15 protein-coding genes and 1 pseudogene are annotated in these 18,196 nt (G+C 65.1%); 8 read left to right on the top strand and 8 right to left on the bottom strand.

What is annotated here, in order from left to right; translation table 11 throughout:
* The first annotated feature begins 19 nt into the window (after nucleotides 1–19).
* From ACCQ00_RS12530 to ACCQ00_RS12495, 8 genes are all read left to right on the top strand, one after another.
* A complete protein-coding gene (locus ACCQ00_RS12530; protein ID WP_039568953.1) occupies nucleotides 20–1,135 on the top strand; it encodes a polyamine ABC transporter substrate-binding protein in 1,116 nt (371 codons plus the stop codon).
* A gap of 249 nt (nucleotides 1,136–1,384) precedes the next feature.
* The gene (locus ACCQ00_RS12525; protein WP_039568950.1) at nucleotides 1,385–2,587 is read left to right on the top strand and encodes an HlyD family secretion protein; all 1,203 of its coding nucleotides are present in this window, start codon (nucleotides 1,385–1,387) and stop codon (nucleotides 2,585–2,587) included.
* Entirely contained in the window at nucleotides 2,584–4,170 is a 1,587-nt protein-coding gene (locus ACCQ00_RS12520; protein ID WP_372353941.1) for an MDR family MFS transporter, read from the top strand. Before ACCQ00_RS12525 ends, ACCQ00_RS12520 begins: the two co-directional genes overlap by 4 nt.
* 4 nt (nucleotides 4,171–4,174) lie before the next feature.
* The gene (locus ACCQ00_RS12515; RefSeq protein ID WP_017156183.1) at nucleotides 4,175–5,665 is read left to right on the top strand and encodes an efflux transporter outer membrane subunit; all 1,491 of its coding nucleotides are present in this window, start codon (nucleotides 4,175–4,177) and stop codon (nucleotides 5,663–5,665) included.
* 114 nt (nucleotides 5,666–5,779) lie between these two features.
* A complete protein-coding gene (locus tag ACCQ00_RS12510; protein WP_039568948.1) occupies nucleotides 5,780–6,913 on the top strand; it encodes an ABC transporter ATP-binding protein in 1,134 nt (377 codons plus the stop codon).
* Nucleotides 6,910–7,821, top strand: a complete 912-nt coding sequence (locus ACCQ00_RS12505) for an ABC transporter permease subunit (RefSeq protein WP_039568946.1) — start codon at nucleotides 6,910–6,912, stop codon at nucleotides 7,819–7,821. Before ACCQ00_RS12510 ends, ACCQ00_RS12505 begins: the two co-directional genes overlap by 4 nt.
* On the top strand, nucleotides 7,818–8,666 hold the full coding sequence (locus ACCQ00_RS12500) for an ABC transporter permease subunit (protein WP_039568944.1): 849 nt from the start codon (nucleotides 7,818–7,820) through the stop codon (nucleotides 8,664–8,666). Before ACCQ00_RS12505 ends, ACCQ00_RS12500 begins: the two co-directional genes overlap by 4 nt.
* A gap of 182 nt (nucleotides 8,667–8,848) precedes the next feature.
* A complete protein-coding gene (locus ACCQ00_RS12495) occupies nucleotides 8,849–10,240 on the top strand; it encodes an NAD-dependent succinate-semialdehyde dehydrogenase (protein ID WP_017159214.1) in 1,392 nt (463 codons plus the stop codon).
* A 152-nt stretch (nucleotides 10,241–10,392) separates the two neighbouring features.
* Here the strand turns inward: ACCQ00_RS12495 and ACCQ00_RS12490 are convergent, their stop codons facing one another.
* The 8 genes and pseudogenes from ACCQ00_RS12490 to miaB form a co-directional block, all read right to left on the bottom strand.
* On the bottom strand, nucleotides 10,393–11,394 hold the full coding sequence (locus tag ACCQ00_RS12490) for a magnesium and cobalt transport protein CorA (RefSeq protein ID WP_039568941.1): 1,002 nt from the start codon (nucleotides 11,392–11,394) through the stop codon (nucleotides 10,393–10,395).
* Between the two features lie 15 nt (nucleotides 11,395–11,409).
* The gene (locus ACCQ00_RS12485) at nucleotides 11,410–12,693 is read right to left on the bottom strand and encodes a lipoprotein N-acyltransferase Lnb domain-containing protein (RefSeq protein ID WP_039568939.1); all 1,284 of its coding nucleotides are present in this window, start codon (nucleotides 12,691–12,693) and stop codon (nucleotides 11,410–11,412) included.
* Complete coding sequence (locus tag ACCQ00_RS12480; RefSeq protein WP_003488337.1) at nucleotides 12,690–13,568, bottom strand: CorC family transporter; 879 nt, start codon at nucleotides 13,566–13,568, stop codon at nucleotides 12,690–12,692. Before ACCQ00_RS12480 ends, ACCQ00_RS12485 begins: the two co-directional genes overlap by 4 nt.
* Before the next feature lie 95 nt (nucleotides 13,569–13,663).
* Complete coding sequence (locus tag ACCQ00_RS12475; RefSeq protein ID WP_039568938.1) at nucleotides 13,664–14,182, bottom strand: hypothetical protein; 519 nt, start codon at nucleotides 14,180–14,182, stop codon at nucleotides 13,664–13,666.
* Nucleotides 14,182–14,667 carry an rRNA maturation RNase YbeY gene (ybeY, locus tag ACCQ00_RS12470; protein WP_039568936.1) on the bottom strand — a complete coding sequence of 162 codons (486 nt, stop codon included), beginning with the start codon at nucleotides 14,665–14,667 and terminating at the stop codon, nucleotides 14,182–14,184. The genes ACCQ00_RS12475 and ybeY overlap by 1 nt, the downstream gene beginning before the upstream one ends.
* A gap of 97 nt (nucleotides 14,668–14,764) precedes the next feature.
* A pseudogene (locus ACCQ00_RS12465) lies at nucleotides 14,765–15,311 on the bottom strand (hypothetical protein).
* 1 nt (nucleotide 15,312) lies between these two features.
* Nucleotides 15,313–16,296 (bottom strand): PhoH family protein, encoded by a 984-nt coding sequence (locus tag ACCQ00_RS12460; RefSeq protein ID WP_017156173.1) that lies wholly within the window; start codon nucleotides 16,294–16,296, stop codon nucleotides 15,313–15,315.
* A 423-nt stretch (nucleotides 16,297–16,719) separates the two neighbouring features.
* Nucleotides 16,720–18,174, bottom strand: a complete 1,455-nt coding sequence (miaB, locus tag ACCQ00_RS12455; RefSeq protein WP_039583731.1) for a tRNA (N6-isopentenyl adenosine(37)-C2)-methylthiotransferase MiaB — start codon at nucleotides 18,172–18,174, stop codon at nucleotides 16,720–16,722.
* Between the last annotated feature and the right edge of the window lie 22 nt (nucleotides 18,175–18,196).

The raw sequence follows: 18,196 nt of genomic DNA, 5'->3' as shown, positions 1-18,196 counted from the left end.
GCGCTGCCTGGAGACCCACATGACGCTGCGACTGCTCGCCCTGACGCTGTCCATCACCCTGTTGTCCGGCTGCGGCGGCGCTGGCGCGCCCGGCAAGACCGACGCGCAGGCCAAGGTGCTCAACGTCTACAACTATTCCGATTACATCGCCGAAGACACCATTCCCGCGTTCGAAAAGAGCACCGGCATCAAGGTCACCTACGACGTCTTCGACAGCGACGAAATGGTGGAAACCAAGCTGCTGGCCGGCGGCAGCGACTACGACGTGGTGGTGCCCACGCTGAACTTCTTCGGCCGGCAGATCCAGGCCGGCGTCTTCCTGCCGCTGGACAAGAGCAAGATTCCCAATCTGGTCAATCTGGATCCGGACGTGATGCGCCGCATCGCCGCGCAGGACCCGAACAACGCCTATGGCGTGCCGTACATGATCGGCACCACCGGCATCGGCTACAACGTCGACAAGCTCAAGGCCATCTTCGGCACTACCGACGTCGCCAACAGCTGGGATCTGGTGTTCAAGCCGGAGAATCTGTCCAAACTCAAGGACTGTGGCGTGACCATCCTGGACACGCCGTCGGACATGATTCCGATTGCGCTCAATTATCTCGGGCTCGATCCGCACAGCACGGCGCCGGCCGAGATCGAAAAAGCTGCCGCGCTGATCAAGGCCATTCGCCCGTACGTGCAGAACTTCCACTCCAGCCAGTACGTGACCTCGCTGGCCAACGGCAATACCTGCCTGGCGGTGGGTTGGTCCGGCGACATCATCCAGGCGCGCGACCGTGCCGTGGAAGCCGGCAACAACATCAAGGTGGCCTACGCCATTCCGAAGGAAGGTGCGCCGCAGTGGTTCGACATGCTGGCCATTCCCAAGGACGCCAAGCACCCGGACAACGCCTATGCCTTCATCAATTATCTGTTGAAGCCGGACGTGGCCGCGGCCAATACCAATTTCATCCATTACGCCAACCCGGTACGCACCGCCACCCCGTTGGTGGATGCGGCGATCCGCAACGACCCCACCATCTACCCGCCGCCGGAAGTGACCGCCAAGATGTTCACCTACGCGATCAATCCGCCGGAAGTGGACCGGCTGTACACGCGGCTGTGGACCGAGATCAAGACCGGGCATTGAACTGCGTCGTTGACGGTGGGTGCTGCGCCCGAGCGCCGTGCTGCCTGGCAAGACGGCTCATTCCGCGTGCCCAGCGCACGGCGTCGGGACGGCACCATCGGGACCTGGTAGGCCAATTGTCGGCCGACCAGGTCATCACGCAATCTGTACCGGGCAGTTCAAATAATTGTATGGTTGCGCCGCCGTTGCCGACGCCGCCGAGACGGCCGCTGCGTGGCGCGCCTCGCCCATCACACAGGACGCATCCTTTTGAGTAACCACGACCATCAGTCCAATGACGGCCAGTCCTCGGCCACGGATGCGCAGGGCGCAGGCGCGCGCGACGAGCAGGACGCGCCCAAGCCCTCGCCGTTGAAGAACCCCAGGGTGAAGTGGACGCTGATCCTGGTCGGGGTGCTAGTGCTGATCCTGCTGGTGGTATGGCTGGCCTATTACCTGATCAAGGGCCGCTACATGCAGGACACCAACAACGCCTATCTGCAGGCCGATTCGGTGGCCGTGGCACCGCGCGTCAGCGGCTACGTGACCAAGGTGCTGGTGAGCGACAACCAGATCGTGGAGGCCGGCCAGCCCTTGCTGCAGATCGACGACCGCACCTACCAGGCCACCCTGCAGCAGGCCGAAGCCGCCATTGCCGCACGTCAGGCCGATATCGTCGCTGCTACTGCCAATGTCTCCGCGCAGGAATCGGCGCTGCTGCAGGCGCGCACCCAGGTGACCGCGGCCGCTGCCAGCCTCAAGTTCGCCCAGGCCGAAGTGAAGCGCTTCGCACCGTTGGCCGCCTCCGGCGCGGACACCCACGAACACCAGGAAAGCCTGCAGCACGATCTGGCGCGCGCGCGCGCCCAGTACGACGCCGCGCAGGCGCAGGCCAAGGCCGGAGAGAGCCAGATCCAGGCCAGCCGCGCGCAACTGGAACAGGCGCAGGCCGGCGTGAAACAGGCCACCGCCGATGCCGACCAGGCACGGGTGGCGGTGGAAGACACCCGTCTGACCAGCCGTATCCACGGCCGGGTTGGCGACAAGACCGTGCAGGTGGGCCAGTTCCTCGGCGCCGGCACCCGCACCATGACCATCGTGCCGCAGCAATCGCTGTATCTGGTCGCCAATTTCAAGGAAACCCAGGTCGGCCTGATGCGTCCCGGCCAGCCCGCCGAGATCGAGGTCGATGCGCTTTCCGGCGTAAAGCTGCACGGCAAGGTCGAGAGCCTGTCGCCGGGCACCGGCTCGCAGTTCGCATTGCTCCCGCCGGAAAACGCCACCGGCAATTTCACCAAGGTGGTCCAGCGCGTGCCGGTGCGCATTCGTGTGCTGGCCGGTGAAGAGGCGCGCAAGGTGCTGGTGCCGGGTATGTCGGTGGAGGTCACTGTGGACACGCGCTCGGCCAAGGACGCCAAACAGCGTGCCGAACAAGAATCCGACCGCGTGCAGGAGCAGGAGCGCGCGCGATGAGTGCAGCGGCCGCCACCGGCCCGCGTGCCGGCGGCAGCGCCCAGCGCGAGAAGGCCGAGCCGGGCGCCTGGCTGGCGGTGCTGGCCGGCACCATCGGCTCGTTCATGGCGACGCTGGATATTTCCATCGTCAATGCCGCGCTGCCCACCATCCAGGGCGAGGTCGGCGCCAGCGGCACCGAAGGTACCTGGATTTCCACCGCCTACCTGGTGGCCGAGATCATCATGATCCCGCTGACCGGCTGGTTCGTGCGCACGCTGGGCCTGCGCAATTTCCTGCTGATCTGTGCGGTGATGTTCACCGCGTTCTCGGTGGTGTGCGGGCTGTCGACATCGCTGTCGATGATGATCATCGGCCGCGTCTGGCAGGGCCTGGCCGGTGGCGCGCTGATTCCGACTGCGCTGACCATCGTCGCCACGCGGTTGCCGCCCAGCCAGCAGACCATGGGCACCGCCTTGTTCGGCATGACCGTGATCATGGGCCCGGTGATCGGCCCGCTTCTTGGCGGCTGGTTGACCGAAAATGTCAGCTGGCACTACGCGTTTTTCATCAACGTGCCGATCTGCGTCGGCCTGGTGGCGCTGCTGCTGCTCGGCCTCAGGCATGAAAAGGGCGACTGGGCAGGCCTGCTCAACGCCGATTGGTTAGGCATCTACGGATTGACGGCCGGTCTGGGCGGGCTGACCGTGGTGCTGGAAGAAGGCCAGCGCGAGCGCTGGTTCGAGTCCAGCGAGATCAATACGCTGAGCCTGATGGCGCTGAGCGGATTCATCGCCCTGGTGATCAGCCAGTTCCGGCGGCGCCCTCCGGTGATCCGGCTGTCGCTGCTGCTGCAGCGCAGCTTCGGCGCGGTCTTCATCATGGTGATGGCGGTGGGCATGATCCTGTTCGGCGTCATGTACATGATTCCGCAGTTCCTGGCGGTCATCTCCGGCTACAACACCGAGCAGGCCGGATACGTGTTGCTGCTGTCCGGCCTGCCGACCGTGTTGCTGATGCCGATGATGCCCAAGCTGCTGGAAACGGTGGACGTGCGCATCCTGGTGATAGCCGGGCTGATCTGCTTTGCCGCTGCCTGCTTCGTCAATCTGTCGCTGACTGCCGACACCGTGGGCACGCACTTCGTCGCCGGGCAGCTGCTGCAGGGCTGCGGCCTGGCATTGGCGATGATGTCGCTCAACCAGGCGGCGATCTCGTCGGTGCCGCCGGAACTGGCGGGCGATGCCTCGGGCCTGTTCAACGCCGGCCGCAACCTGGGCGGTTCGGTCGGGCTGGCGCTGATCTCCACCTTTCAGGAGCGCCGCATGACCTTCCACACCGAAACCATCGGCAGCTCGATCACCGCCAACGCCAGCCGCGCGCAGGAGGCGCTGGCCGGCCTGACCGCACAGATGCAGGGCAGCGCCGGCGGCGAGGCCGCCGCCCGCTCGATCGCCCAGTTCGCCCGCGTCGTGCAACAGCAGGCCCTGGTGATGACCTATAGCGATCTGTTCTGGATCTTCGGCGTGATCGTGGTCTGCACGATTCCGCTGGCCTTTTTGCTCAAGCCGTTACCCAAGGGGGCGCACCTTGCAATGCACTGATTCCATGCGCCTGATCCGCATGCCGCTGGCTGCGGCGTTGAGCACGCTGCTGCTTGGCGGCTGCATGCTCGGCCCCAACTACACCAAACCGCCAGCGGTTGCCGACGCGGCGATGCAAGCACCCACCCTGCATCGCGCCAGCGGCGCGGACGTGGTCGCCGCCGCACCGTTGAACCATTGGTGGGAGGAACTGCACGACCCGCTCCTGACCCAGTTGGTTACCCAGGCATTGGCCGATAGCCCCAACCTGCGCGCGGCGCAGGCGCGATTGCGCGCCAACCGCGCGCTGGCCCAGCAACGCCGCGCCGAACGCCTGCCCAAACTCAACGCCAGCGCGGTGTATGCCTACGCCGAGCCGCCGCAGACCATCGTCGATACGCTCGGCGGGCTGCAACAGGGCCAACCCGGCCAACCGCCGGCGGCCGGCAGCCAGGCGCTGGATCTGGAAAAGACCGAGATCTACAGCGCGGGCTTCGATGCCAGCTGGGAGCTGGATTTCTTCGGCCGCCGCCGTCGCGCCGCCGAAGGCGCGCTGGCGCAGGCGCAGGCCTCCGAAGCCGAGCTGGCCGATGCGCAGGTGCAGCTGGCCGCCGAAGTCGGGCAGGTTTATCTCAATTACCGCGGCTTGCAGGCCCGCCTGGCCATTGCCGATGCCAACCTGGACAAGATCCGCCAGTCGCTGCAGCTGGTGCAGCAACGCCGCGGGCAGGGCGCCGCCTCGGATCTGCAGGTCGAGCAGATCGCCACCCAGGTGCAGCAGCAGCAAGCCCAGCGCCTGCCGCTGGAAATGCAATCGCAAGAAGCGCTGGACCAGCTGGCGTTGATGGTCGGGCGCGAGCCCGGCGCGCTGGATGCGCAGCTCAGCGCGCCGCAGCCCTTGCCGATGTTGCCGACACAGGTACGCGTGGACGACGCCGGCGCGTTGATCCGGCGGCGCCCGGACGTGCGCAAGGCCGAGCGCGAGCTGGCCGCCTCCAGCGCACAGATCGGCGAGGCCTTGAACGGCTACTTCCCGCAGGTAAGTCTGCTGGGGGGGCTGAGCTGGGTCGCCGGCTCGCCGAGCGATTTCAATTCAGATGCGCGGACCACGCTGGCGGTGCCGATGCTGCGCTGGTCGATCTTCGATTTCGGCAAGACCCGCGCGCAGGTGGAGCAGGCGCGCGCCGGCAATGCCGGTCGTACTGCAGCATACGAAGGGACCGTGCTGGCTGCGTTGCAGGATGCCAATTCGGCATTGGCGCGCTTCGGTTCGGCACGCAGGCAACTGGTGGTCGCACGCCAGGCCGAAGCCTCGGCCACGCGCTCGGCCGGGCTGATGCAGCAGCGTCGCGATGCCGGTGCCACTTCATCGATCGATCTGCTGGATGTGCAGCGCCAGCAGTTGTCGGCGCAGGACGCTGCCGCGCAGGCGCAGGTGCAGTTGCTGGTGAATTACGTGGCCCTGCAGAAGAGCCTGGGGCTGGGCTGGAGCGAACCGGCGCAGGCCGCGCGCTGAGAGCAGGCAAGGCAATCTGTGACGCGCCAGCCCATGCGGCGGCCGCGTCCGGGTTTTGCCATCATGGTCGGCAGTCGCCGTTGTGGCGTACGCATTGCGCAATCGAGAGGTTCAATGGCATCCCCCGAGGCCACTTCGCAACCCCACTTCACCGCTGGCGACAGCGGCTACCTGAGCATCGACGCGGTCCGCAAGGAGTTCGACGGCTTCGTTGCGGTCGACGAGGTCAGCCTGCAGATTCGCAAGGGCGAGATCTTCGCGTTGCTCGGTGGTTCCGGCAGCGGCAAATCCACGCTGTTGCGCTGCCTTGCCGGGTTCGAGCGGCCGACCAAGGGGCGCATCGTCCTGGATGGTCAACCCATCGATGCGCTGCCGCCGTACGAACGCCCGATCAACATGATGTTCCAGTCGTACGCGCTGTTTCCGCATATGAGCGTGGAGCAGAACATCGCCTTCGGGCTGAAGCAGGAAGGCTTGCCCAAGGCTGCGATCGCCACCCGCGTTGGCGAGATGCTCGAGCTGGTGCGCCTTGGCGCGCTGGCCAAGCGCAAGCCGCACCAGCTCTCCGGTGGGCAGCAGCAACGCGTGGCGCTGGCGCGCTCGCTGGCCAAGCGCCCCAAGCTGCTGTTGCTGGACGAACCGATGGGTGCGCTGGATAAAAAACTGCGCTCGCAGATGCAGCTGGAACTGGTCAACATCATCGAAACCTCCGGCGTGACCTGCGTCATGGTCACCCACGATCAGGAAGAGGCCATGACCATGGCCACCCGGATCGCGCTGATGGACCAGGGCTGGATCCAGCAGGTCGGCACGCCCGATGAAATCTACGAACAGCCGGCCAACCGGTTTGCGGCCGAGTTCATCGGCTCGGTCAATCTGATCGAGTCAATCATCGTCGAAGACCAGCCGCAGTACGTCACCTTGAAAACGCCTGCGTTCGATGCCTGCATCCGCATCGGCCACGGCATCACCGGCTTCGAAGGGCAGGCGGTGGCGTTCGCGTTGCGTCCGGAAAAGCTTGCGATCGGCAAGGACGAGCCGGCGCAGGCCTGCAACAAGGCGCGTGGCGTGATCGAAGACATCGCCTATTTCGGCAGCCATTCGGTGTACCACGTGCGCTTGCCCAGCGGGGTCAAGCTGATGGCCAATTTCGCCAATCGCCAGCGCTGGGCCAGCGAAGCGCTGACCTGGGGCGACACCGTGTGGGTAGGGTGGGGCGAAGACGACGGCGTGGTGCTCACCGCATGAAGCGCGTGTTCGTACGCGGGTTGCCGGGCACACGCTGGGGCGTGATCGCCGCACCGTATCTGTGGCTGCTGGTGTTCTTCGCGATTCCGTTCTTGATCGTGCTGAAGATTTCCTTCGCCGAGCGCGCCACCGCGATGCCGCCGTATACGCCGCTATTGGCGGTTGCGGCAGACGGTGCGGTGAGCCTCAAACTGCATCTGGGCAACTATCTGGCCTTGCTGCGCGATAGCCAGTACGTGGCTGCGTACCTGAGTTCGATCAAGATTGCGGCCATTTCCACTGCACTGGCGCTGTTGATCGGCTACCCGATGGCCTACGTGATCGCGCGGCTGCCGCTGGCCACGCGCAACGTGGCGATGATGCTGGTGGTGCTGCCGTCGTGGACCTCGTTCTTGATCCGCGTGTACGCGTGGATCGGCATTCTCGATGGCAATGGGGTGCTCAACCAGGCGCTGTTGGCGTTGGGCGTGATCAAGCAACCATTGCAGTTGCTGTACACGCCGATCGCTGCCTACATCGGCATCGTGTACTGCTACCTGCCGTTCATGGTGTTGCCGCTGTACGCCAACCTGGTCAAGCACGATCAGCGCCTGCTCGAAGCGGCTTACGATCTGGGTGCGCGGCCATGGCAGGCATTCGTGCGCATCACCTTGCCGCTCTCGCGCAACGGCATCGTGGCCGGCTGCATGCTGGTGATGATTCCGGCGGTGGGCGAATTCGTCATCCCGGAAATGCTGGGCGGGCCGAACACCTTGATGATCGGGCGCGTGCTGTGGGGCGAGTTCTTCAATAACCGCGACTGGCCGGTGGCCGCGGCCGTGGCCACGGTGATGCTGGTGTTGTTGCTGCTGCCGATCGTGATCTTCCACCGCTACCAGCAGCGTGAACTGGAAGGGCGGCTGACATGATGCGCGCTTCGCGCGGTGGGCGCCTGCTCGGCGGCAGCGTGCTGGCGCTGGGTTTCGGCTTCTTGTACCTGCCGATCCTGTTGTTGATGGTGTACTCGTTCAATGCCTCGCGCCTGGCAACGGTGTGGGGCGGGTTTTCGACCAAGTGGTACGGCGAATTGGTGCGCGACCGGCAATTGCTCGACGCGGCCTGGGTCAGCCTGGAGGTGGCGTTCTGGACGGCGTGCGCATCGATGGTGCTGGGCACGATGGCCGCCATGGCGATGGTGCGCATGCGACGTTTTCCCGGCAAAACCCTGTTCGGCGCATTGATCACCGCGCCATTGGTGATGCCCGAAGTCATCATCGGTCTGTCGATCCTGCTGTTGCTGGTGTCGATGGGAGGCGTGCTCGGCATCGCGCCGCGCGGTGCGGTGGCGATCTGGGTAGCGCATGTCACCTTCACCGTATCGTTCGTGACCGTGGTGATTTCTTCGCGGCTGCAGGAACTGGACCGCTCGCTGGAAGAAGCTGCGATGGATCTCGGTGCCACGCCGTTGAAGGTGTTTTTCCTGATCACCTTGCCGATCATCGCGCCGGCCCTGGCATCGGGCTGGCTGCTGGCCTTTACGCTGTCGCTGGACGATGTGGTGATTGCCAGCTTCCTGGCCGGGCCCAGTTCCACCACCTTGCCGATCAAGGTGTTTTCGTCGGTGCGCCTGGGCATCAGCCCGAAGATCAATGCGCTGGCCACGGTGATGGTGCTGGCAGTGTCGGGGGCCGCGCTGATCGGCTGGTGGCTGCTGTCGCGCAGCGAAAAACGCCGCCTGCGCGATACGCAACTGGCGTTGCAACGCGAGGGGTGAGCGCGCAGCAGGCTGGGCGCGAGATACAGATGCGTACGCGGGCAGGTGGACTTTCGGCAGAACTGCCTTGGAAACCAATGCGGCTGCACGCACCAAGTGGCTGACGGCCACGGTCCTTGCGAACACAGTGTTGCAGCAGTTTCAGGCGATTGTGACGCGCCCCGAACTTGCCGGCGTCTAGCATGACCGCCTCGCAACAGGAGACCGTCATGTCCTACGACACCGTCAACCCCGCCAATGGCCAGGTCGAGCACACCCAGCAAACCCTGGACGCCGCTGCCATCGAAGCGCGCCTGGCTGCTTCCGCCAAGGCATTTCCGGCCTGGGCCGCGTTGCCGCTGGCCGAGCGTGGCGCCTTGCTGCGCCGCATTGGCGAGGAGCTGACCACGCGCCGCGACGACCTGCAACGCATCATGACCGCCGAGATGGGCAAGCTACGCCGCGAGGCGCTGGCCGAGATCGACAAGTGCGCGCAGGCCTGCGCGTATTACGCCGAACACGCCGCCGACTATCTGGCGCCGCGCGACATTCCCACCGAAGCGCAGTCCAGCTATGTGCGCTACGAACCGCTGGGCTGCGTGTTCGCGGTCATGCCGTGGAATTTCCCGCTGTGGCAGGCATTCCGGTTTCTGGCACCAAGCCTGATGGCCGGCAACGTGTCGCTGCTCAAGCACGCCAGCAATGTGCCGCGCTGCGCTGACGCCATGAAAGAAGTGCTGGACGCCGCCGGCATTCCGCCAGGCGTGTTCGATGTGCTGCATATCGATAACGACCAGGCTGCCGATGTACTGCGCGATGACCGCATTGCTGCGGTAACGCTGACCGGCAGCGAACGCGCCGGCCGCTCGCTGGCCGCAAACGCAGGCGACCAGCTCAAGAAGTGCGTGATGGAGCTCGGCGGTAGCGACGCGTTCGTGGTGCTGGAAGACGCCGATCTGGAGCACACCGTGCCATCGGCCGTGCAGTCGCGCTTCGACAATAGCGGGCAGACCTGTATCGCCGCCAAGCGATTCATCGTGGTAGACGCGATCGCCGAGCAGTTCATCGAGCGCTTTGTCGCCGCCGCAGCCAAGCGTGTTCTCGGTGATCCGCAGGATGACAGCACCACGCTGGCGCCGATGGCACGTGCCGACCTGCGCGACGAATTGCACAAGCAGGTGCAGGCCAGCGTGGCGAAGGGCGCCAAGGTTTTGCTGGGCGGCGAACCGGTCGCCGGCTCGCATGCCGGTTATCCAGCCACCATCCTCGACAACGTCGCTCCCGGCATGCCGGCATACGACGAAGAATTCTTCGGCCCGGTCGCTTCGATCATCCGCGTGGCCGATGAGACCGAAGCTGTGCGCGTGGCCAATGACACCGCCTTCGGGCTGGGTGGCAGCGTGTGGACGGCCGACGCCAAGCGCGGCGAGCGCGTTGCGCAGCAGCTGCAGTGCGGCGCGGCGTTCGTCAACTCGGTGGTCAAGAGCGATGTGCGCTTGCCGTTCGGCGGCATCAAACGCTCCGGCTTCGGCCGCGAACTGGCCGAGCACGGCATCCATGAGTTCATGAACGTCAAGACGATTTATGTGGCTTGACGGCAGGGATTTGGGATTCGGAATTAGGGATTCGTAAGAGCAGGCGCCCGCGACTCAAGTGCATTCTGGCTTTGGTTGAAAATCAACAAACCGGCCAACCGCTCAAACCAATCCCGAATGCCCAATCCCGAATCCCCGGCCGCAACGCGGCCCTACAACCACTTAGCGCGCTTGAACAGGCGATACAGCACCAGGCACGAACCCACCACGCCGGCGACCAGCAGGGGGTAGGCGTAGCGGGCATCGAGTTCGGGCATGTGGGCGAAGTTCATGCCGTACCAACTGGTGATCAAGGTGGGGGCGGCCAACAGGGCGGCCCACGCGCCGAGGCGCTTGACGGTTTCGCCCTGGGCGAGCGTCACCATCGACAGGTTGACGCTCAGCGCCGTGCCCAGCATCTCGCGCAGGGTGTCGATGGCGTCGTTGATGCGTACGGCGTGATCGAGCACGTCGCGCAGGTAAATGCCGACTTCTTCGTGGATCAACGAGCCTGGATTGCGCTTCAGGTGCGAGAGCACGTCCTGCAGCGGCGCCACCACCAGCCGCATCTTGTTGAGTTCGCGCTTGAGCTCATACAGGCGCACCACCGTCTCGCGCTTGTAGTCGTCGGCGAAGATGTCTTTTTCCAGGCGTTCGAGCGTGTCGCGGAACTCGTCCATGATCGGCAGGTAATTGTCGACCACGAAATCGAGTACGCCATACAGGCAGAACGACGCGCCCATGTGCAGCATCGCCGGCTCGCGTTCGACCCGATGCCGCACCGGCGCGTACGACAGCGACGCGCCATGCCGCACTGTCAACAGGAAGCGCCTTCCCAGGAACGCGTGCGTCTCGCCATAGCGGATGCGCTCGTTGACCAGCTGCGCGGTGTTGACCACCACAAACAGCGAGTTACCGTAACTTTCGGCCTTGGGGCGCTGATGCGCCTTGAGCGCGTCTTCGATCGCCAGATCGTGCAGGCCGAATTCGTCCTGCAGCTTGCGCAGCACCGATTCCTGCGGCTCGTACAGCCCGACCCAGACGAAGCCATCCGGCCGCTGCAACACATCGCTGATGTGCTCCAGGCTGATGTCGTGGCGCTTGCCGTCGCCGTCGTAGTAAGCGCAGGTGATGACACAGGACGGATTATCCGGATGATGGCCGTGGCTGTTCATGAGCGCATCCTCGGGTCAGCGCATACGGACGGGCAGGTCACGCGGTCGCAGGGCAATGGCGAGTGCGGTATGGATCGGCAACAACAGCATCACCCATTGCAGGTTGTCCTGCGCCTGGAAGGACAGCCAGTGGATCACCAGCGCCGCCAGCGCGCAGGCCGCCACCACCCAGGACAGCACGTTGAACCAGCGGCCCGGCCGATGGCCCAGCTGCAGCCGTATGCCGCCGAACCACAGCAGCACGCACAGCGGGTTGACCAGCAGCAGGTTGCGGTTGCCCCACGCCGATTGATGCGCGGTGAATCCCCACAGATACACCAGCAGGCCGCCGCCGATGGCGCACAGCAGCCAGAACGGTAACGCCAGTCCAGCCAGCAGGCGCTGCCTACGGCCCAGGGCCAGCACGCCTGCGGCCACGAGGAGCCCGGTCAGCAACCACGGCCACCAGTGCCGCGGCTGTTCGGCCGGCTCCGGCGCGATGCGATGCGGCAGCAGGACCTGCGTGGATTGCACCAACGGGCGACCGGCGCTGTTGTGCACCTGGGTCAGGCTGTCGGCCAGCCGCATCGGCACGAAGGCCTCTTCCCAGCGCGACAGCGGACGGTCTGCATACGGCCCCAGGCCCAGGTCGAAGCCCAGCCACATCCAAGGCGCGGGGGAGGCCAGTCGCACCGCTTCGCTGCGGAAGGTGTTGCCGCGCGAACGACCAGCCAGCTGCGACTTGAGCGCACCGCCCATCGCACGGTCCAGCGTGTCGCGCACCATGGTGGCGCAGTTGGCCATGAAGTAATCGTAGTGGTAGCGCGCGTTTTCCGGTTGGCTACGCACTGCCAGGCCGTCGGCCAACGCGCGCGCCTGGTCCGGCGGCAGATCCAGCCACTGGATGCTGACACCGCGCCCGGCATCGCGATATTGCGACAGGTCTTCGTCCAGCGGCAGCGCGACCAGGTAGTACATCATTTCGCCGCGCGCAAACCGCGGTACGAAGTCCGGCTCGCTCGGGTCGAAAAAACCGAAGTTGTACGAGGTGGCCTGCTGCGTGCGCGGGTCGACCACCACGATGGCATCGTGGCCGAAACGTTCGAAAAACACTTCGCCCGGTTGCATGGTCACCACGCCGACGCGTGGCGCCGGTGCAACGCTCAGAGCTGCTTCCTGCGAGGCATTGCCTTGGACGGCCTGGGCTACTGCGAGCGGGGCTACCAGCAGCGTGACCAGGAGCAGTGCCCAGCAGGCAACACACTGCCAGGCGCCACCACGCTGCGGCGCCGTGTAGGCACTGCGGGTCAGCTGGTTCAAGCGTCGTCCTGCGGATCGGGCGGCAGAATGGTGACGTGGAAGGCGTGCACGCGCCGCGCATCGGCCTTGGCCACGCGGAATGCGAAGCGCCCCAGCGTCAACTCTTCGCCGGTTTCGGGCAGGTGCCCGATCGCATCGGTGACCAGCCCACCCACGGTGTCGTACTCGTCGTCGGGGAACTCGGCGCCGAAGCGTTCGTTGAAGTCTTCGATCGGCGTCAGCGCATCGACCACATAGCGCCCATCGGCCTGGATCGCAATGAGCGAATTCTCTTCCTCGGCATCGTCGTGCTCGTCGTCGATCTCGCCGACGATCTGCTCCAGCACGTCCTCGATGGTGACCAGTCCGGCAACACCGCCGTATTCGTCCACCACGATCGCCATGTGGTTGCGCGAGAGGCGGAATTCCTTGAGCAGGACGTTGAGCTTCTTCGACTCGGGGATCAGCACCGCCGGGCGCAGCAGTTCGCGCACGTTGCCCGGGCCGTTGTCGGCCACCACGCCGCGCAACAGGTCCTTGGCCAGCAGGATGCCGAGCACTTCGTCCTTGTTCTCGCCGTGGACCGGAAAGCGCGAATGGCCCGATTCGACCACCTGCTTCATCAGGTCGATGAAGCGCGCCTCCACCGGCAGCGAGACCATCTGCGAGCGCGAAATCATCACATCGCCCACGGTGAGCTCGGACACGGAGATTGCGCCTTCCATCATGCGCAAGGTGTCTGCGGCGATGAGACCGTCCTGTTCGGCGGTCCGCAGCAAGGCGACGAGTTCGTCGCGGGTATGGGGTTCGCCAGAGAAGGCAGCGCTGAGGCGCTCGAGCCAGCTACGGCGTTTTTCCGGTGTTTCTAGGGATTGGCTACTGTCGTCTTCGGACATCGTGACGGGGAAGGGCACCCGGCAAACCAGGCGTTAGCCATCAGTCTAGCAGGAAGCCGGCAAGGCGCTGTGGATGCGCCGTCGCCTGGCCCGGCTCAGGGCAGGTCCAGGCTGTAGCCGCAGCCGACCACGGTCTTGCCCGGGTGCGATTTGACGTTGGTCACGCTCAGCACGACCGATTCGATCATCGCCTCGCCGGTCTTGGGGTTGGTGGTGTCCTCGCTGACCAGCTCGCGCCCGTACATGACCTTCTCGGCGTTATCCACGCCCAGTTCCAGATCCAGTTGCTTGGCCAGCGGGCGCGGATCGGGCAGGTCCAGGATCGCCATGATGCTGGCGCCGGAAAACGCGATGTGATTGGTACTGTGGCCGAACACGCGAATGGGCGTGTTGAGCGTGTATTCGGTCATGAACAGGTTGGACTGATTCAGCGGCGTCCAGCCCAGCGCCACCGCCTTGAGCGGGTCGGCCAATACCGGCGCCAATGCGCTGAAATCGCCGATACGCTGGCGGCATTCGATCAAGGCGGCAAGGTCCGGGCGCACCGGTGCGGTCTGCGCCCAGGCCCCGGGCACGCTCAACAGCAGCAGGGCGCCGGCAATGCAAAAACGCATCAGTGTTCTCCTGCGTAAGGGTCGTCGATGCCGAGGTCGGCCAGGATCTCGCGCTCCAGTTGCTCCATCGCCTCGGCCTCCTTGTCGTCTTCGTGATCCCAGCCAAGCAAGTGCAAGGTGCCATGCACGGTCAGGTGCGCGTAGTGCGCTGCCAGCAATTTGCCTTGCTCGGCGGCCTCGCGCGCCACCACCGGCGCGCAGATCACCAGGTCGCCCAGCAGCGGCATCTTGATGCCCATGGGCAGGCCTTCCGGCAGTTCGGCGGGGAAGCTCAGCACGTTGGTGGCGTAATCCTTGCCGCGGTAGTGGTGATTGAGCGAGCAGCCTTCCTTCTCGTCGACCACGCGCACCGCCAGATCGGCCTCGCGGATGCGTCCCTTCAACGCTGCGGCCACCCATTTGCGAAAACTCACCGCCGACGGCAGGCCAGCGCGCGGCAGCGCATAGCTGACGGCAACGTCGAGGCGGACAGGGCCCTTGGTCATGGAACACCGGCATTCAGATCAGACAGAAGTGACAGTATCGCGCGAGTGGCGTCCTGCTGCGACGCCTGCGTGTGCGTCCTGGCCGCCCGGTGGGGGATCAGCGAACGCACTCGACCAGCACCATGACAAGCGCGCCGCCGTTGGCAACACGATAAAACGCACTGCCCATCGGCCCGTTCTGGCAGTGCGGGTCGACCCGTCTGATCTCCAGGGCCGGCGCGAAACCCGGTAGCGATTGGGTCCAGATTGCGGCTTGGCCGTGCTCCAGCAAGCGACCAACCAGATAGCGTGTCGGCACTTTCCTTGTCATCGTGAGCCACTGCGCAGCCGAAGCGGTCGCGCGCGTTGCCGGTAGCGGCAAGGAGCGCCTGCGCTCGCGTTGCGGCTAGCAGCGCCTGTCGCCGCGCATCCTCGTCGGCCGCCGCCGCACCGGCTGCAGGTGTCGCCGACGCCAGGCGTTCCAGTTCGGCCCGATCCAACAGGATGGTCGCTTGCGCACCGGCCAGCGAGACACAGGACGCGGCCAGCTGCTGCCGCAGCATGACGCGCGTGGTCGTGTCGGTCTGTTGGCGTGCCTGCGCATGCGCAGGTTGGTGGCAAGCCAGTACCAACCACACCCCAAGCAGGAGGGCGCGGCCTTGCACGTCAGTCAGCCGCAGGAGGCAGCACGGCGCTATCGCGCTTGTCGTAGGCGGTGACGATGCGCTGCACCAATGGGTGACGCACCACGTCGCGCGCTTCGAAGAAAGTGAAACTGGTGCCTTCCACATCGCGCAGCACTTCGATCGCATCGCGTAGCCCGGACTTGACGTGCTTGGGCAGGTCGATCTGGGTGAGGTCGCCGGTGACCACCGCCGTGGAGCCGAAGCCCAGGCGGGTCAGGAACATCTTCATCTGTTCGATGGTGGTGTTCTGCGCTTCGTCCAGAATCACGTACGCATCGTTGAGCGTGCGGCCGCGCATATAGGCCAGCGGCGCGATCTCGATGACGTTGCGCTCCAGCAACTTGACCACTTTTTCCACGCCCAGCATTTCGTACAGCGCATCGTAGAGCGGGCGCAGGTACGGATCGACCTTCTGGCTGAGATCGCCCGGCAGAAAGCCCAGCTTTTCGCCCGCTTCCACTGCCGGGCGCACCAGAATCAGCCGCTGCACACGCGATTCGTTGAGCGCTTCGACCGCGCTTGCGACCGCCAGGAAGGTCTTGCCGGTGCCGGCCGGGCCGATGCCGAAATTGATGTCGTGGGTGGCGATCGCGTGCAGGTACTTGGCCTGGTTGGCACCACGGCCACGCACGGTGCCGCGCTTGACCTTGATCGCCACATCCTGGGCCTGGTACGCGCGCTCGGCCACATGCTCGAGGTTGGCATCGTTGAGCCGCAGGTGGATTGCGTGCGTGTCGAACGTCGTGGCTGCGGCCTCGTCGTACAACGCGGTCAACAGCGACTGGGCAGCGGCGATGGCCGGCTCCGGTCCGGTCACCCGGAAGACGTTACCGCGGTTGGCAATCTCCACGCCAAGCTTGAGTTCGATCTGGCGCAGATGCGCATCGAACGGACCGGCCAGGTTGGCCAGGCGCTCGATGTCCTCCGGTTCCAGGGTGAAATCGCGATGTGCGGGTGCGTTCATGGTTGGATCGGACAGTGCACCTGGGTGCGCGTCGGTAGGGCGGGAGCGAAAGGGTAGCGCGCGGCATGTGATCCCGCCAACACAGCGGGCGGCGCGGCACCTCGGCGATGCGACTGTCCGCAGACACGTGCAGGTTTTCCACAAGCGCTGTGGAGTCACGCATCACTAAGCTGTGGATAAAACGCGGCGCGCTTACTGGCGCAAGGTTTGCCGGGGAGTTGGTGAAAAAATCGCCAGTGCCGACAGGGTTGTCCACACAGGATGTTGATCGAATTCGGCAAAGCCTGTGGGTAAGTAAGACGAGGCCTTGCGTTGCAAGGCGCTACGGAGGTGTGGCGAAATTTTGACCATTGCGCGCAACACGCTTCGCCGCGTGGCTGGCCTGCTTGAAGGGGCGCCGCATCGCGCAGCGCCCACGCGCCATCATCGTGCGCTGACGTCCAGTTGAATCCGGCCGCGCAGCGAATTGCTCATCGCCTCGGTGATCAACACATCGACGAACTGTCCGATCAAACGCGGGTTGCCCGGGAAGTTCACCGGGCGCATGTTCTCGCTCTTGCCGGTCAATTCGTTCGGATCGCGCCGCGAGGGGCCTTCCACCAGCACGCGCTGCACGCTGCCCACCATCGATTGCGAAATGCTCGCCGCGCGCGCGTTGATGTGCGCCTGCAGGCGCGCAAGACGCGCCTGCTTCACCGCCTCCGGCGTGTCGTCCTGCAGGTCCGATGCCGGGGTGCCGGGGCGGCGCGAATACACGAACGAAAAGCTCTGGTCGAAGCCCACGTCCTCGATCAGCTTCATGGTCTTTTCGAAGTCCGCCTCGGTCTCGCCGGGGAAGCCGACGATGAAGTCCGAACTGATCGAGATGTCCGGGCGCACTGCGCGCAGCTTGCGAATCTTCGACTTGAATTCCAGCGCGGTATAGCCGCGCTTCATTGCCGACAGAATGCGGTCGCTGCCGGCCTGCACCGGCAGGTGCAGGTAGTTGGCCAGCTGCGGCACGTCGCGGTAGGCATCCACCAGCGAATCGGAAAATTCCAGCGGATGCGACGTCGTGAAGCGGATGCGGCCGATGCCGTCGATCTGCGCGATGGTGCGAATCAACAGACCCAGATCGGCGTACTGCACCGCCTCGCCCGCATCGGCGCCATATGCGCCGCGATAGGCGTTGACGTTCTGGCCCAGCAGGTTGATCTCGCGCACGCCTTGCGCCGCGAGCTGCGCCACTTCCACCAGCACGTCCTCGAACGGACGGCTGACTTCCTCGCCACGGGTGTAGGGCACCACGCAGAACGAGCAATATTTGGAGCAGCCTTCCATGATCGAGACGAAGGCCGACGGACCTTCGGCACGCGGCTCGGGCAGGCGGTCGAACTTCTCGATCTCCGGGAAGCTGATGTCCACCTGCGACTTGCCCGATTCGCGCCGCGCGCGGATCAGTTCCGGCAGCCGGTGCAACGTTTGCGGCCCGAACACCAGGTCCACGTAGGGCGCACGCTTGACGATGGCTTCGCCTTCCTGCGACGCCACGCAGCCGCCGACGCCGATGATCACCGGCTTGCCGCCGGCCTTGAGCGCCTTCCAGCGACCCAGCTGGCTGAAGACCTTTTCCTGGGCCTTTTCGCGAATGGAGCAGGTGTTGACCAGCACCACGTCCGCTTCTTCCGGGTTGTCGGTCAGCTCCAGGCCTTCGGAAGCGGCAAGCACGTCGGCCATCTTGGCCGAGTCGTACTCGTTCATCTGGCATCCGTGGGTCTTGATATAGAGCTTGCCGCGGACCGCGGCAGGTGCCGATGGGCGCGCGACGGGCAAGGGCAACAGGGCGGGTGCGTCCACGGCAGCGGCCGCGGACAGGTCGGAAACGGGTGTCCCGGGCATGGCGCTTATTCCAGGCGGGTAG

This window comes from Xanthomonas sp. NCPPB 3761, assembly GCF_041475705.2.
Lineage (GTDB): Bacteria > Pseudomonadota > Gammaproteobacteria > Xanthomonadales > Xanthomonadaceae > Xanthomonas > Xanthomonas phaseoli.
Note: the sequence above shows the minus strand (reverse complement) of the source record. Positions and strands in the feature narration are given on the sequence as shown.